Annotated in this window: 13 protein-coding genes; 8 read left to right on the top strand and 5 right to left on the bottom strand. The window is 64.9% G+C overall.

Going from position 1 to position 16,328, the window contains the following annotated elements; genetic code table 11:
- Positions 1-11 precede the first annotated feature (11 nt).
- From ACH196_RS33525 to ACH196_RS33510, 4 genes are all read left to right on the top strand, one after another.
- The gene (locus ACH196_RS33525; protein WP_396651184.1) at positions 12-932 is read left to right on the top strand and encodes a carbohydrate ABC transporter permease; all 921 of its coding nucleotides are present in this window, start codon (positions 12-14) and stop codon (positions 930-932) included.
- Complete coding sequence (locus ACH196_RS33520; RefSeq protein ID WP_396651183.1) at positions 929-1,771, top strand: carbohydrate ABC transporter permease; 843 nt, start codon at positions 929-931, stop codon at positions 1,769-1,771. Before ACH196_RS33525 ends, ACH196_RS33520 begins: the two co-directional genes overlap by 4 nt.
- A gap of 8 nt (positions 1,772-1,779) precedes the next feature.
- Positions 1,780-2,805, top strand: a complete 1,026-nt coding sequence (locus ACH196_RS33515; RefSeq protein WP_396651182.1) for an ABC transporter ATP-binding protein — start codon at positions 1,780-1,782, stop codon at positions 2,803-2,805.
- 680 nt (positions 2,806-3,485) lie between these two features.
- The gene (locus tag ACH196_RS33510) at positions 3,486-4,559 is read left to right on the top strand and encodes a LacI family DNA-binding transcriptional regulator (protein ID WP_396651181.1); all 1,074 of its coding nucleotides are present in this window, start codon (positions 3,486-3,488) and stop codon (positions 4,557-4,559) included.
- 45 nt (positions 4,560-4,604) lie between these two features.
- Here ACH196_RS33510 and ACH196_RS33505 read toward each other — a convergent pair whose 3' ends face one another.
- Both ACH196_RS33505 and ACH196_RS33500 read right to left on the bottom strand, forming a co-directional pair.
- Entirely contained in the window at positions 4,605-5,606 is a 1,002-nt protein-coding gene (locus tag ACH196_RS33505; RefSeq protein WP_396651180.1) for an ABC transporter permease, read from the bottom strand.
- 25 nt (positions 5,607-5,631) lie between these two features.
- Entirely contained in the window at positions 5,632-6,372 is a 741-nt protein-coding gene (locus ACH196_RS33500; RefSeq protein WP_396651179.1) for an ATP-binding cassette domain-containing protein, read from the bottom strand.
- A gap of 228 nt (positions 6,373-6,600) precedes the next feature.
- Here ACH196_RS33500 and ACH196_RS33495 point away from each other — a divergent pair, with 228 nt between their 5' ends.
- Together ACH196_RS33495 and ACH196_RS33490 are read left to right on the top strand one after the other, a co-directional pair.
- Positions 6,601-7,593 carry a substrate-binding domain-containing protein gene (locus ACH196_RS33495; RefSeq protein ID WP_396651178.1) on the top strand — a complete coding sequence of 331 codons (993 nt, stop codon included), beginning with the start codon at positions 6,601-6,603 and terminating at the stop codon, positions 7,591-7,593.
- Between the two features lie 73 nt (positions 7,594-7,666).
- On the top strand, positions 7,667-7,912 hold the full coding sequence (locus tag ACH196_RS33490) for a hypothetical protein (RefSeq protein ID WP_396651177.1): 246 nt from the start codon (positions 7,667-7,669) through the stop codon (positions 7,910-7,912).
- On the opposite strand, the gene ACH196_RS33485 is transcribed toward ACH196_RS33490, so the two are convergent.
- The 3 genes from ACH196_RS33485 to ACH196_RS33475 form a co-directional block, all read right to left on the bottom strand.
- A complete protein-coding gene (locus ACH196_RS33485; protein WP_396651195.1) occupies positions 7,867-8,580 on the bottom strand; it encodes a GntR family transcriptional regulator in 714 nt (237 codons plus the stop codon). The genes ACH196_RS33490 and ACH196_RS33485 overlap by 46 nt on opposite strands.
- Positions 8,581-8,642: 62 nt before the next feature.
- On the bottom strand, positions 8,643-10,565 hold the full coding sequence (locus ACH196_RS33480) for a glycoside hydrolase family 127 protein (protein WP_396651176.1): 1,923 nt from the start codon (positions 10,563-10,565) through the stop codon (positions 8,643-8,645).
- Between the two features lie 123 nt (positions 10,566-10,688).
- Positions 10,689-12,473 carry a M24 family metallopeptidase gene (locus ACH196_RS33475; protein ID WP_396651175.1) on the bottom strand — a complete coding sequence of 595 codons (1,785 nt, stop codon included), beginning with the start codon at positions 12,471-12,473 and terminating at the stop codon, positions 10,689-10,691.
- Between the two features lie 226 nt (positions 12,474-12,699).
- Here ACH196_RS33475 and ACH196_RS33470 point away from each other — a divergent pair, with 226 nt between their 5' ends.
- Both ACH196_RS33470 and ACH196_RS33465 read left to right on the top strand, forming a co-directional pair.
- Complete coding sequence (locus ACH196_RS33470) at positions 12,700-14,439, top strand: ABC transporter substrate-binding protein (protein WP_396651174.1); 1,740 nt, start codon at positions 12,700-12,702, stop codon at positions 14,437-14,439.
- 68 nt (positions 14,440-14,507) lie between these two features.
- The coding region (locus tag ACH196_RS33465; protein ID WP_396651173.1) for a dipeptide ABC transporter ATP-binding protein at positions 14,508-16,328 on the top strand (1,821 nt) is incomplete at its 3' end.

The following is a 16,328-nucleotide window of genomic DNA, read 5'->3' as shown; positions in this document are numbered from 1 at the left end:
GGTTCGTGGCCATGACATCCCGGGACAACGCGGCGCGCTCGGCGCGCGTGCCGTGGTTGACCTTGAAGACCAGGGAAACGCTGGAAGCCTGGCTGTTCGTCAGCCCGACCTTCATCGGATTCCTGATTTTCTTCCTCGGGCCGCTTATCGCCATTTTCTATTATTCGATGACCGAGTGGAACCTGCTAAGCCAGCAGGCGACATTCGTCGGGCTTGGCAATTTCCAGAATGCCCTGCTTGAGAACCCCGATTTCTGGCATGTCGTCCGCAACTCGGTGATCTTCGCGCTGGGGCTTGTTCCTCTGAACATGGCGCTGGCCTTGTCGCTTGCACTGGCGCTGTCGCGGCCGTTCTTCGGCGTCGTCTTCTTCCGCACGGTTTTCTTCGCGCCGGTGGTCACCTCCGCGATTGCCTGGGCGATCGTCTGGAAATTCATGCTGCAGGGAGAAGGCGGCGCCGTGAACCAGATGCTGGCCTGGATCGGCATCGACGGTCCGAACTGGCTGCGAGAGCCCAATTGGGCGATGGCCGCGGTCATCGTCACCCGCGTCATCAAGATGGTGGGCTTGAACATGATCCTCTACATCGCGGCACTTCAGGCGATACCGCGCGACTACGAGGAAGCAGCAATGCTGGAAGGCGCCTCGCGCTGGCAGATCTTCCGCATGATCGTCTGGCCGCTGCTTGCGCCGACGACGCTCGTCATCCTGGTCCTGACGACGATCGGTTCGTTCAAGGTGTTCGACCACATCTACCAGATGACCGGCGGCGGCCCTGAAAACGGCACCCTGGTGCTGGCGTTCTACATCTATCAGCAGGGCTTCAAATTCTTCAACGTCGGTTACGCAGCGGCCTTGGCCCTGATCATGTTCGCCATCGTGATGGCGCTCACGCTTCTGCAAGTCATGCTGCGGCGGAGGGAGATGGAGTGACCTCGCGGCAGACCGGGATCCTTTATCGCATCTGCTGGACCGTAGCCCTGCTGCTGCTGGCGGTGCCCTTCGTGTTCCCATTCCTGTGGATGATCTCCGGCGGCTTCAAGAGCACCACCGAAATCTTCGGCGCGCCTACCTTGATCCCGCGCATCTGGCGCTTCGAGAATTTTGCGGAAGTGTTCACCTATCAGCCCTTAGCGCGGCAATATTTCAACTCGCTCTACATCGCCGGGACGGTGACGGTGCTGACCTTGTTCATCGCATCGCTCGCCGGGTACGCCCTGGCGCGCATTCGCTTCGCCGGCGCCGGCCTGCTGATGCTGTTTCTGGTGATGGCGCTCATGGTGCCGGAAGAAGTCACCATCATCCCGAACTTTTTCCTGATCCGCGCCATGGGCCTGATCGACACCCACTGGCCGCTCATCCTTCTGCCGGTCTTCGGCCCGCAGGGCGTGGTGGCGACGTTCCTGATGCGCCAGTTCTTCCTGGCGCTGCCCAGGGAACTCGAAGAGGCCGGCAAGATGGACGGGCTGTCGCGGTTCGGGGTCTGGTGGAGGATCGCGCTGCCCATGTCGCGGCCGGCGCTTGCCGCGGTGGCGGTCATCACGTTCCTGCATTCGTGGAACCTGTTCCTCGAGCCGTTGATCTTCCTCAGTTCGCTGGAGAAGTTCACGCTGCCGCTGGCGCTGTCCAACTTCAACGACAGCTACGGCCTGCCCTTGTGGAACCTGCAGCTTGCGGCGACAAGCGTGGCCGTGATTCCCGTCCTCGTCATCTATCTGATCGCCCAGCGGCATATCATCGAGAGCTTCGCCCTCTCCGGCGTCAAGGGATAAGGGAAGCCATGACAAAGGTTCTTCTCAAGGACATCCGCAAGCGGTTCGGCACGGTCGAAATCATCCGCGGCGTCGATCTTGAGATCGAGGATGGCGAGTTCGTGGTCTTCGTCGGTCCGTCGGGATGCGGAAAATCGACGCTGTTGCGACTGATTTCCGGCCTGGAACACATCAGCGGCGGCGAACTCCACATCGACGGCCGCCTGGTCAATGAGGTTCCGGCGGCCAAGCGTGGCGTGGCGATGGTGTTCCAGTCCTACGCGCTCTATCCCCACCTGACGGTTCGCGACAATATGGGCTTCGGCCTCAAGGTTCGCAAAGTGCCGGCCGAGGAGCGCGCCCGGCGCATCTCGGAAGCCGCCGCTACGCTGAAGCTCGAACCGTTGCTTGACCGCTTCCCCCGTCAGCTATCGGGTGGACAGCGCCAGCGCGTGGCGATCGGGCGCGCCATCGTCGGCAATCCCGACGTTTTTCTCTTCGACGAGCCGCTTTCGAACCTCGACGCCGAACTGCGTGTCCACATGCGCTCCGAGATCGCGGCGCTGCACCAGCGCCTGTCGACAACGATGATCTACGTGACGCACGATCAGATCGAGGCCATGACCCTGGCCGACAAGATCGTCGTGTTGCGCGATGGAAAGATCGAGCAGGTCGGTTCGCCCCGCGAACTCTATGACAGCCCCAAGACCATTTTCGTCGCCCAGTTCATCGGCAGCCCGAAGATGAACATCCTGCCGCTTGCCGGCGGGCAGCCCCTCACCCACAACTCATCCGTGCCCGCGACGGCTGCATCTATCGGCGTTCGACCCGAGCACCTGTTGCTGGCTCAGCCCTCGGACACCACGCTTCGCGGCAAGGTAAGGCTGGCCGAGTACACCGGCGCCGTCACGCTCATTCATGTCGAGCTTGACGGAGGCCAGACCTGCCTCGTCATCCACAATCACGGGGCAGCGCCCGAAATTGGCGCCGAGATCGGACTGAAGGCTGCAGCCACGCACCTGCATTTCTTCGACAAGGAAGGACGCGCGGTCTGACGCAACTATGAGCCGCTCGCAGGCCGCGAGCGAGCTTCAGGAATGTCTCAGCGCAATTCGGACTTCACGGCGTAAGCAGCCAATGATCAACGCTCGCCGTTCGTCCGGCCGTTCGGTTCGCTACCCAAAATCATGATCACTAATTGGATCAGCGACCATCTATTGATAGGATAGTGAGTCTGTCGCGTACTGCAGATGGCATCATCCTGACAGCCAACGATGGCGCCTCCGGCACGGTGGTGGTGGCAGCCGCGTGGGAGGCCGATGTGCCTGGGGTTGCAGGTGCTTGCGGCCCAGTAGGCGGATTGCACCAGTCGGTTCTTCACGCCCTGGGACCGACGCGTCGGCGGCACGACCACTTCCGTTCCGCCGCACCCTCCCCGATCCCAGCAACATCTCCAATTGGTTGTCCAATGTCTGGCCGCTGCTCGCCGTCGCGATCGGGCAGACCTTGGTCGTCGTCATCGCCGGGATAGATCTCTCGCTCGGCGCCACAATGGGCTGGCGAGCGTCGAGGAGGCGGTGATGCTGACCGGCGCCGCCGACAAAGCCAGGCTCAGGCGGCGCATGCCGAGGCCGGACTGATATAGGAGGCGTGTTGCTCTCGGTTGCGAAATTGCGTTCAGTCCACTCATTTGCGTATGATATCCAGCGGTTATCGAGGCGGAGCGGCATAGCGGATGCATAAACCAACTGGCATCAAGGATCGGCGCGTCACCATGTCGGATGTCGCCAACCTCGCCCAATGTTCCCAGTCGACCGTGTCGGTCGTGCTCAGCCCCGATTCCAAGATCAAGATATCGAAGGATACGCGCGAACGTATCCTCAAGGCTGCCGCCACCCTCGGCTACAGCATCGAACGGTCGCCCACGCCGCGCGTCGGGCCGCTGCGGCGGATCGCGGTGGTGTTCGACGACCTTACGGTCTGCCCGGAGGCCGTCATCGCCGTCGACGGCGTCAGGGAATTCACCTGGGAAACCGGCGACATCGTCAGCGCCTACAATTGCCACGCCGACCCGCAGATGGAGGAGCGGACGCTGGCCGCCATCCTGCGCGGCAGCCCCACCGCAATCGTCTACACGACGGTGCGCACGAGGGTGGTGGAGGTTCCCGAACAACTCTACAAGACCGAAGTGCCCGTCGTCCTGCTCAACTGCTACTCCAAGGACCGGGCGTTTCCGTCGGTCGTGCCGGGGGATGTCGCCGGCGGCAACAGGGCGACGGACGTCCTGATCGCCGCCGGCCACCGTCGCATCGGCCACATCACCGGGGAGGCCTGGATGGATGTGTCGAAGGACCGCAATCGCGGCTATCGCGAGGCCCTTGCCACGGCGGACATCCCGTTCGACCCCGAACTGGTCAGGGAAGGCAACTGGCAGCTTGGCTCAGGCTATGAGGCGACGCTTTCGCTGATGCGGATGGCGCGGCCGCCGACGGCGATATTCTGCAGCAACGACCGCATGGCGATCGGCTGCTACGAGGCGCTCAAGGAAATGCGGCTGAGCATCCCCGACGACGTGTCGGTCGTCGGGTTCGACGACGACGAGATCGCGAGCCAGCTCAACCCAAAGCTGACGACGCTGAAGTTTCCGCGCCACCAGATGGGCATATGGGCCGCCGAACGCGCGCTGGCGCCCGGACACAGCCGCGAGGAAACCTATCGCATCGTCAAGATCGAATGCGAACTCGTCGAACGGCAGTCGGTTGCGCGGTTCCCTTCCGTGAATCGGACCGCGAGGATCACGGCCGTGTAGCCGAAGGTCCGGGCGTGCACCGGTCGTTGATGACGCTGCGTCTCCTCAGCCGTCCGTATCGCGGTTGGCCCGAATCCGGTCGAACGCCACGGCGATCACGATGAAGCTGCCGACGAAAATGCCCTGCCAGAAGGTGCTGATGCCGAGAAGGATCAGGCTGTTGCGGATCACCTCGATAAGCGCCGCGCCGACGACCGAGCCGAACACCGTGCCGGCGCCGCCCATCAGATTGGCGCCGCCGATGACCGTGGCGGCGATGACGCCGAGTTCCATCGACTGACCCAGATTGGTGGTGACGCCGCCCAGCCAGCCGGCCTCCAATATGCCGGCGATGCCTGCCATGAGCGAGGAGAATATGAACACGCTGACCTTCAGGCGGCGGACGCCGATGCCGGTGAGCACCGCCGCCTTCTCATTGCTGCCGATCGCGAAGACGTGGCAGCCCCAGCGGGTCCATTTGAGCATCAGCGCCGTGACAACAGCCAGCAGCGCCAGCACGATCACCGGGTTGGCGATACCGAATGTCGAGCCGCCGCCCAGCCAGAACAGCAGTTTTTCGTCGGGTCCGAACTGGAAGATCATCTTGTTCTGGGAAAGCACCATCGCCGTTCCCCGCCCGACCGAAAGCATGCCGAGCGTCACGACGAAGGACGGTATCCTGACATAGGCGATCAGGACGCCGTTGATGGTCCCGACGACGAGCGACGCGGCAAGTGCCGCGGCGCAGCCGAGCCAAAGCGGATGGCCGGCGTTCATGGTGATCGCCAGCACCATCGCCGACAGGCAGAGCACCGAGCCTACCGACAGGTCGATGCCGCCGGAGATGATGACCACCGTCATGCCGAGCGCCATGATGCCGACAAAGGCGAAATTGCGCGTGACGTTGAAGAGGTTCTGCGGGGTCGCGAAAGTGTCCGTGAGCGCGGTGAGAGCCAGGCAGGCGAGCACAGCCGCGATGAACACCCAGAACGCCTGCTGGCCCAACATCCTGCCCAGCCGGGTGTGGGTCTGTTGTTCTATTGCGCCTTCGATGCCGCTCGCCGCCATGTGGTCGCTCTGTTGCCTCCCGTGTTCAGGCGCGTTCGATCGCGCCGGTGATCAGGCCGGTGATTTCTTCCGGCGATGTGCTTGCGGTCGGTTTGTCGGCGACCTTGTTGCCGCGCCTCAGGACGATGATGCGGTCGGCCACCGCGAAAACGTCGGGCATGCGATGGCTGATCAAAACCACGGCGATGCCGTGCCGTCGCAGCTCGCGGATGAGATTGAGCACCTCCGCCACCTGGCGCACCGAGATCGCGGCCGTCGGCTCGTCCATGAGCACGATATCCGGATTGCTGAGCCGCGTGCGGGCGATGGCGACAGCCTGCCGCTGGCCGCCCGACATCTGGCGAACCAGGTCCCGCGGCCGCGTTTCGGAACGCAGATCCTTGAACAGGCGGGCGGCGGCGGCGTTCATCGCCGCATAGTCAAGGATTTTCAGGGGGCCGATGCCGCGGGTGAGTTCACGCCCGAGAAAAACGTTCACCGCCGCGCTCAGATTGTCGCACAGCGCAAGGTCCTGGTAGACGATCTCTATGCCGTGCCGGCGGGCCTCGATGGGCCTGTGGAAGGTCGTCTGGCGCTCCTTGATGAAGATACTGCCGTTCGACGGCGGATAGTTGCCTGCGATGATCTTCACCAGCGTCGACTTGCCTGCGCCGTTGTCTCCCATCAGGCCGACAACCTCGCCTGCCGACAACGACATGGAGACGTCGTTGAGCGCATGAATCGCCCCGAAATGCTTCGAAACGTTCTCCAGCCGCAGCGCAGTCATCCCGCCCCTACTCCCAGTCTAGCGCCACGGCATTACGCGGCAAAAAGCGCCCGGCAGTCAATAGGCTGACCGGCCATATTTATCAAAGTAATTAGCGATATCTAGTAATTTCAAAGTCGATATCTTGACGATGGGTTCGGGCTACGCGTAGAGTTTTTCCGGGCGGAAGAAACCGCCGACGGGCGCCGAGCGGCGTCCGGGAAAAAGGAAAAAAGAGAGGGAACGGCGATGAACAGACTGAATACGATTCTATTGGCAGGCGCGGCCTGGATCGGGCTCGCCGGCGGCGCCTTTGCCGAGGACAAGACACTGGCCATCGTGGTCAAGGGTCTCGACAACCCGTTCTTCGAGCAGATCCATCTGGGCTGCGAGAAGTGGAACGGCGAGAACGCCGCCAGCGGCTACAAGTGCCTCTACACCGGCCCGGCTTCCAGCGCCGACGAGGCCGGCGAGGTGCAGCTCGTCGAGGATCTGCTCAACCGTCCCGACGTCAAGGCGATCGCGATCTCGCCCTCCAATGCGCCGCTGATGGCCAAGCTGCTCAAGGAGAAGGCGCCGAAAATCCCGGTGATGACCATCGACGCCGACCTCAGCAAGGAGGACGCGGCCCTGCGCAAGACCTATCTCGGCACGGATAACTACCTGATGGGCGTGAAGTTCGCGGAGCACCTGAAGGCGCTGAAGCCCGAGGGCGGCACTGTATGCCTGCAACTCGGCAACGTCGCCGCCGACAACATCAACCAGCGTGCCGCCGGAACGCGCGACACGCTGTCGGGTGAGAAGGGCATCGAGCGGTTGACCGGCCAGGGCGGCTGGACGGAAGTCGCCGGCTGCCCGGTCTTCACCAACGACCAGTCGGACCTTGCCAACCAGCAGATGGCCGACACCTTCACCGCCAATCCCGACCTGACCGCCTTCATGCTGATCGGCGGCTGGGCGCAATTCGCACCGCAGGCCTATGTCCAGGTCACCGACCAGGTGATGGACAAGCTGAAGGCGAAGACGCTGGTGATCGTGGCCGGCGATACGCTGCCGCCTCAGATGGAAGCGCTGAAAGCGGCGCGCAGCCATTCCCAGGTCGGCCAGCGGCCGTTCGAGATGGGCTATCGCGCGCCCTCGGTCATGATCGATCTGATCGACGGCAAGCCCGTCGAGCCGATCATCTATACCGGGCTCGACGAGTGCACCCAGGAAACCGTCGAGACCTGCATCGCGAAGTGATGTCAGCGACCGTTCCCGGCCGCGCTCTGCGGTCGGGAGCGGGCGTCCCGGAAAGCCGGCAAGGTGGACGCCAGTGGCGGAAGAACTATCCGAACGCCTAGCCGTGCACGCGGCAGGGGCTGTCATCCCGAAGATCGGTCTTGGCACCTGGGAACTCAGGGGCGAGCCGTGCTCCGAGATCGTCTCGGCGACGCTGCGGAAGGGCTATGTGCATATCGACACGGCGCAAGGTTATGCCAATGAGGGGTTCGCCGGCGCCGGGCTCACGCCTGCCTACTCTGAGAGGCGAATGGGCGAGGCGCCATTCCGCACGATGTAGCTCTGAATCTGCCGCACGATCTGGGCGGCGTGCTCGGCACTCAATTTGTCGGCCAATTCGGCATCGCCCGCCTCGATCGCTGCCACCATGCCCTCGTGCTCGTCGACATACTGCCGCGGCAGGTCGTCGTCGAACGACTGGTAGTAAAGCCGCAGGATGCGGCGGCCCTCGTCGAGCAGCCGGCTGAACAGATTGGTGAAGTAGCTGTTGCCGGCGGCGACGGCGATGGCGACGTGGAAATCGCGGTTGGATTGGATCATCGCCAGGGCGTCGCGATTCTCGACGGCTTCGGCATAGGCCGATTGCAGCTTGCGGATCGTCGCCAGGTCGCCGGCCCGCCGGTGCACCGCCGCGCTCCGGGTCGTGACGCGGTACATCAAGGTCAACGCTTCGAAATAGACCGGCAGGTGAACGAAGTCGATCGCGGACACGATCGTGTTGCGGTTGGGCAGCGTCGTCACCAGCCCTTCGGCGGACAGCCGCACCAGGGCCTCGCGGATCGGCGAGCGCGACATGCCGAACTGTTCGGAAAGGCCGACTTCATCAAGCGGGCTGCCGGGCTCCAGCGTCAGGTCGAGAATCGATTGCCTGAGCTTGTTATAGACCCTTTGGGCGCCAAGGCCGCGCACGCGCGCCGGCGCGTCGGCGGCATCGCCCGAAGCCGCCACCCGCCTTTTGACGCTCTTTACCGCCCTGCCCTTTGCCGCCACCGCGCCATTCCCCCGCTACCTCATGCCTCGACAAGCCAGACCAGCATGCCGCCCGGAGCCCGATTGGCCCAAAGATGATATGGAATTGCCTTGAAGGCCACAGGCTCCAGATCCGGCGGCGCGGTGCGATACAGCGCGGCCGACCAGCCGGCCTCGACAGCTTTTTTTGCCTCGCCGGCTAGTGTCGCCGCGCCCCCCAGCAATTCAGGCTCGAACGTCGCGGCCAGCGGCGCGTCGGCCGGCAGCCGCAGCTTCTGCGGAGCGAAGCCGGTGTCGGTTTCTTCGACGCAATAGACGACCGGTCCGCGCTTCAGCGCCACCCGCCCCGCATCCTCTCCGACCTCTGGGTTGGCGTAGAGACGCTCGACCGGCATGTCGAAGGAAATGCACACCTCGTCGCCTGCCCGCCATTCGCGGATGACGGTCGCATAACCCTTGCCGACCTCAAGCGGAACGGTTTCGCCGTTCATGCTGAGGCTGGCCGTGCGGCACCAGCCGGGAATACGCAGCCGCAGCGCAAACCGCTTGGGCGCCGCCGGCGAAAGGCTGAGGCGTACATCGCCGCCCCACGGATAGTTCGTCTCCTGGGCGAGTTTCACCACCGTGTCGCCCAATACCGCTTCGGTGGTGTTGGCGCCGTAGAGGTGGACGGCGAGTTCGTTCGCCCTGGTGGTGTAGAAATAGCTGCCAAGCGAGGCGATCAGCCGCGCGATGTTGGTCGGGCAGCACGGGCAGTAGTGCCATTTCCAGCGCCGGTTGCCTCCGTGGCTCTCCAGCACGTTCTCATAAAAATAGTGCTCGCCGTCGCGGGAAATGCCGGACAGCGCGCCGTTGAACAGCGCCAGTTCGACGTGGTCGGTGAACCGGCCGTCGAGGTCGATCTGCGCCATGCGGTGGCCCCAGAAGGCCAGCGCCACGGCGGCGCAGGTCTCGGCATAGGCGGTGGCGTTGGGCAGGTCGTATTCGCGCGTAAAGCCCTCGTTAGCCTGGGTCGGGCCGAGCCCGCCGGTGACGTAGAGCTGCCGGCCGGTGAGGTTGTCGAACAGCCGGTCGCAAGCGGAAAGCAGCGTCCGGTCGCCGGTCTCGGCGGCGACGTCGGCCATCGCCGAGAACAGGTACATGGCGCGCACCGCATGGCCGACCACCCTGGTTTGCTCGCGCACCGGCATGTGGGCCTGGCTGTAGGAATAGTCCTCGAAAATGTAGTCCTTGGGGTCCTTGCCGCGCCGCCGCGCCTCGTCGTCGTAGTAGGACGGCTGCCGGCCGCGCTCGTCGACGAAGAAACGCGCAAGTCCGAGATGCCGCTCATCCCCGGTGACACGGTAGAGCTTCACCAGCGCGATCTCGATTTCCTCATGCGCATCGTAGCCGCGCAGCTTCCCCGGTTCCGGCCCGAACGTGTCGATGATGTGGTCGACCGCGCGGATCATCATTTCGAGGAAGCGCCGTTTGCCGGTGGCCTCGAAATGGGCGACGGCGCCTTCGAGCAGGTGCCCCATCGAGTACATTTCGTGGAGGTCGCGCAGGTTCGTCCAGCGCTTCTCGGGCTCGCGCCGGATGAACCACGAATTGAGATAGCCGTCCCGCATCTGGCCGGAAGCGAGCTTTTCGACGATCGCGTCGATCTTCGCTTCGAGCGCCGGGTCAGGATGGCTCTTCAGCGTGTAGCTGGCGGCCTCGATCCACTTGCCGAAATCGCTGTCGAAGAAATGCTGCATCGACAACCCGCTTGGCTGGATCGGGCGCACCAGCGGCGCGGGCGGCAGGTGGAAATCGAGGACTTCGAGAAACCCTTCCTCGTCGAGCCGCCGATGCTGGGAAGGCACGGTGACCTTGCGTACCGTCTCTGTCCAGCTCTCCCAGAAGCCGCCGGCGAAATCGACCTTGGCGTGGTCGACAGGCACGTAGCGTTCGATGCGCGGCGGATCGGTCGGATGGGGCATGAACTGGACCCTTAGCCTATTTGGGGCGGACGCGGCCGGCGGCGCGCCCGGACGAAGTGCCGGCGGAGACAAAAGACGGCGGCGTCGCAACGGTCTTTCCGGGAAAGGCCACCGGTTGCGGCATCAGGGCGCTATCGGCGCCGTCCACGCCTGCAGCCTCGCCTCCGCCGATGCGGAAAGCCTGCCCGAAAGCGCCTCGCGAACGCGGCGGTGATAATCGTTCAAAAAGGCCTTCTCCTTCGCGGTCAGCGACGAGCAGTCGGCCAGTCCGAGGTCGATCGGCGCCAGCGTCAGCGTCTCGAAGCGGAGGAAGCCCGGCGGCCCGGCGACGGTCTCGACCTGGTTCTCGATGCGGAGGCCGAACTCGTTCTCGCGATAGTAGCCGGGCTCGACCGTCATGATCACCCCGGTCGCGAGCGCATGGGGATTGTGCACCTTGGCGAACCGCTGCGGGTGCTCGTGCACGGCCAGATAGTGCCCGACCCCGTGCCCGGTGCCATGATCGAAATCCAGCCCCAGGTCCCATAGCGGGCGCCGGGCCAGCGCATCGAGCTGATGCCCTGTCGTGCCTTCGGGGAACTGCGCCGTCATCAGCGCGATGAACCCTTTGAGCACGGCAGTGTAGGCATTGCGGATGTCCTCGCCCACCGGAGCGAAGGCGGTCGTGCGCGTGGCGTCGGTCGTGCCGGTGAAATATTGGCCGCCCGAGTCGATCAGGTAAGGCCCCCGCGACGTAATCGGCGCGTTGGTCGCCTCGCTCGACGCATAATGGCACATCGCCGCGTTGGCGGCGGATGCCGAGATCGTGCGAAAACTCGCCTCGGCAAAATTGTCGCCCCGCTGGCGGAATTCGAGAATTCTGGCCTCCGCCTCGAGTTCGGTCAACGGGTCGCCGGCCACCTCCCGACCCGGCACGGTGTCATGCAGCCACGTCATGAACTCGGTCCACGCAATGCCGTCCGTGACATGCGCATCGCGGAATCCCTGCAGTTCAACGCCGTTCTTGACCGCCTTGGCGACCGTGATCGGGCTCATCGCGGCCACGACCCGGCCATTGGCGGCGTTCACGGCCAATCCGGCGGCCGCCGGCGCGAATTGCGGATCGACCAGCACCGAACGACCCTCGGCGCGTCGCGCCAGCGCCTCCAGCAAGGTCTCCGGACTGCGGACCGCCACGCCGTCGAGTTCGAAATCGTCACGGCTGTTAGGAAGTTTTCGCCCGTCCACGAACCATTCCACGCCGCCATCGCGGTCGAGCAGCAGGAATGAATGCGGCATCGGCATGTTGGCGATGTCGCTGCCGCGCACGTTGAGCAGCCAGGCGATGTTGTCCGGCTGCGCCTCGACCATCAGGTCGGCGCCGAGGCCGGCAAGTTTCTGCGCGATCTGCTCGCGCTTGGCGTGCGATGTCTCGCCGGCGAAGGTCAGAGGGAACGGCGAGATCCGCCCCAGCGGCGGCGGCGGCTGGTCGGTCCAGACCGCGTCCACCGGATCGGCGTCGAGCGCCACCAGTTCGCCGCCGGCAGCCGACATCGCCTTGTCCAGCTTGTCATGGAGGCTGGCGGGCGCCAGCATCGTGTTGAGGCCGATGCGCATGCCGCTGCCAAGCTGCGTTTCGATCCAGCGCTCGATCGGAAAGTCGTAGAAGTGCGAGACCGTGATCTGTTCGAGATCGATCTCCTTGCGCACCTGCACCTGATAGCGCCCGTCGACGAATATGACGGCGCGGTCGGCAAGCACCAGCGCGATGCCGGCCGATCCGGAAAAGCCGGTGACGTAGCGCAGCCGCTCGTCATGAGGCGCGACGTTTTCGCCCTGATGCGCGTCGAAGCGCGGGATGACGACCCCATCGAGGCCAAGCGTCGCGATGTGGCGCCGGAGGGCTGGAAGCACGGTGTTGCTGGTCATGGGAGGCGCCGATGATGAAGCTCAGAAGACATTTTCCACGAGGCTTGGCCGGTTCCGAGGCCCGGCTTCAGCCTCGCGGCAGTCAGCATTTCATAGGACGGAATCATGCTGTCGGCAAGTTGTCGACAACGTCTCTTGACTCTGCCGACGGACTGTCGACTATTCTCCGATCCCGGCGCGGAAGGCGGCCTTGCGTCCGGCCGGTCGCAACAAGGAGGAGGGGTTCATGGCAGGTAGGATATTGCTCTCGCGGCTGGCGCTCGCCGGCCTGCTCGCCAGCGCGTCGGCGCTGCCGGCGCTGGCGCAGGACGCCCAGAAGGGCGGCACGCTGCGCATTCTCGGCACCGAAGATCTCGACCATTTCGACCCGATCTCGGCGGCGCTGGTGACCACCAACAATTTCCTGCGGGCGGTCAACCGGCAGTTGATATCCTACGCCGCCTCGACCGACGAAGTCGTGCGCATCACGCCCGAGGGCGACCTCGCGACCGAGGTGCCGCAGCCGACCAATGACGGCCTGACCTACACCTTCAAGATCCGCGACGGCGCCATGTGGAACGCTCCGTCCGGCCCGCGCCAGATCACGTCGGAAGACGTCGCGCGCGGTTTCGAGCGCATGTGCAACCCCGCGCTCGGCTCGGCGGCGCTGACCTACTACACCGGCCTCGTCGCCGGCATGAACGAATTTTGCGACGGCTTCTCCAAGGTTGAGCCTACCGTCGCCGCCATGAAGGCCTACATCAACGATAATAATATCAGCGGCATCGAGACGCCCGACCCCTCGACCGTCGTCATAAACCTCAAACAGCGCGCCGGCGACTTCATCTACATGCTTTCTCTCGCCACCGCCTCGCCGGCTCCGGTGGAAGTCCTCGACTTCATGCCGGACAGTCCGGAATACCGTGCCGCCTTCATCGCCAGCGGTCCCTACACGCCGGGAACCTACACGCCCGACAGTTCGCTGCAGCTCGTCCGCAACCCGGCCTGGAAGGCGGACAGCGATCCGCTGCGCAAGGCCTATGTCGACGAAATCCAGATCACCTTCGGCCTTCCTGTCGACTCGATCATGCAGCAGTTGCAGTCCGGCGACGGCGACATGACCTATGACGTCACCATACCGCCCGCCATCCTGCAGACGCTGGCGGCGGCCGGCGACGAGAAGCTGATGACGGTGTCGTCGGGCAACACCAACTTCATCTTCATCAACACCGTATCGGCCAACAACAATGGCGCGCTCAAGGACCTCAAGGTCCGCCAGGCGCTGAACTACGCCGTCGACAAGGCCGCCGTCGTCCAGCAGATGGGCGGGCCGACCATCGCCAAGCCGGTCAACGGCATCTTCGGCCTCGGCGTGCTCGGCTATCACGAGTTCAACCTCTATCCCTCCCCGGACGCGAAGGGCGATCCGGAAAAGGCTAAGGCGCTGCTTGCCGAAGCCGGATTCCCCAATGGCATCACGCTCAAGATGCCGTTCCGCAACAAGGGCAACGAGCCCGCCGTGGCGCAGACCATCCAGGCCTCGATGGCCAAGGCCGGCATCACGCTGGAACTGACCCCGGTGGCCCCGGCGGACTATTATTCGAAGTTCATGACCAACCCGGTCAACACCAAGGACGGCGTGTGGGACATCTCCCCGGTGGGCTGGACGCCCGACTGGGCGGGCGGCTCGGCGCGCTCGGTGTTCCAGCCGCAGTTCACCTTCGACGGCACGCACCAGACCTACAACTACACCGACTACAACAATGAAAAGGCGACGGCGCTGGCGCAGGACGCCATCAACGCCACGACGCCCGAGGAAGTCGGAAAGCTCTGGGGCCAGGTCGACGAACTCGTGATGGCCGACGCGCCGGTGATCCCGCTGATCGCCAACCTCATCGTGCTCTACCACGGCGAGGCGGTGCAGAACTTCCAGCCCTACTCCATCGGCGTCCAGGGCGACTGGACCAACGTCTGGCTGCAGCGCTAGTCTCCCGAAACCAACAGCCCCGCGCGCTCCGGCGCGCGGGATTGCCGGCAACAGGCGGAGTACGCGGCTTGGCAGTCCTGGAAGCGCGGCATCTCAGCGTCGACATTCCCACCGAAGACGGCACGGTTCACGCCGTTCGCGACGTCTCGTTCACTCTTGAAGCAGGCTGGTTCTTCGGCATCGCCGGCGAATCCGGCTCCGGCAAGAGCGTGCTCACGCAGGCCATCCTCGGCCTGCTGCCCACCGCCCGCACCTCCGGCCAGGTGCTGTTCGAAGGCAAGGATCTGCTCGCCCTGCCCCAGTCCGCCTTGCAGGCTGTCCGCGGCTCGCGCATCGGCATGATCTTCCAGGATCCGATGTCGAGCCTCCACCCCTACTACACGGTGGGCAGCCAGATCACCGAGATGATCCACACCCACCAGAAGGTGGAAAAGGGTGCGGCCCGCCTGCGCGCCGTCGACATGCTGGCCCGCGTCGGCATCGCGGCGCCGGACCGGCGCTTCGACCACTATCCCCACCAGTTCTCGGGCGGCATGCGCCAGCGCGTCATGATCGCCATGGCCCTCATCCTCAACCCGCCGCTGATCATCGCCGACGAGCCGACCACCGCGCTCGACGTCACCGTGCAGGCGCAGATCGTGGCGCTGCTCGACGAGATGCGGCGCGAGCTCGGCACCACCGTGGTGATGATCACCCACCACCTCGGCTTGCTCTCCAGCATCGCCGACCATGTGATGGTGATGTATGCCGGCCGGCGCATGGAGCTCGGCCCGAGCGCGCCGCTCTTCGCCGCGCCGAGCCACCCCTACACCGCCGGGCTGCTCGCCTCCTCGCCCGCCAACTACGAGGCGGGCGCCGAACTCGTCCCCATCCCCGGCCGGCCGCCTAGCCTGCTCGACACGCCGAAGGGCTGCGTCTTCGCGCCGCGATGCGCGAGCGCCATGCCGGCCTGCGCCGAGCCGCCGCCGCTGCGCCTCTACAGCGACGGCCTGGCTTCCCTCTGCTGGCTGGATACCACGCCCCCGGCGCCGGCCGTCACCGCGCCCGCTGTTGCCTCCGCCGCGCGCGGCTCGGGCGATATCGTCGTCAAGGCCGAAGGCGTGCGGCTAACCTATGGCGGCCACGGGCCGCTCTGGCGCGGCCAGGGCATCGAGGTGCTCAAGGGCATCGACCTCGAACTGCGCCGTGGCGAGACGCTCGGTCTGGTCGGCGAAAGCGGCTGCGGAAAATCGACGCTTGCCCGCGTCATCGCCGGGCTGATTGCGATGTCGGCGGGCCGCGTCAGCGTGCTGGGTCAGGACCTGTCGAGCCTCGACGCCCGCCAGTGGCAGGCGTTGCGCAAGCAGGTCCAGCTCGTCTTCCAGAACCCCTATGGCGCGCTCAATCCGCGCCGCCGCGTCGGCGCCATCATCGGCGACCCATTCCGCATCCACGGTCTCGACCCCGGCAAATCGCGCAAGGCCGAGGTGCAGCGGCTGATGGAGCTCGTCGGCCTCAACCCCGAGCACTACAACCGCTTCCCGTCCGAATTCTCCGGCGGCCAGCGCCAGCGCATCGGCATCGCCCGGGCACTAGCCCTCAATCCAGCGCTGATCATCTACGACGAGCCCGTCTCGGCGCTCGACGTCTCGATCCAGGCGCAGATCCTCAACCTGATGCGCTCGTTGCAGAAGCAGCTCGGTTTGACCTACCTCTTCATCTCGCACGATCTCGCCGTGGTGCGGCATGTCTGCGACCGCATCGCCGTCATGGACAGGGGGCGGATCGTCGAGCTGGCGGACGCCGCGACGCTCTATGCCTCGCCGCAGCATCCCTATACGCGCACCCTGCTTGCCGCCTCCGTCGCGCCGCCGCCGCGCCGGCCGGTCGCCGGCCGCCGGCTCGTGGAC

This window comes from Mesorhizobium sp. IMUNJ 23232, assembly GCF_044326205.1.
Taxonomy (GTDB): Bacteria; Pseudomonadota; Alphaproteobacteria; order Rhizobiales; family Rhizobiaceae; genus Kumtagia.
This window is presented reverse-complemented; position numbering and strand designations above follow the sequence as displayed.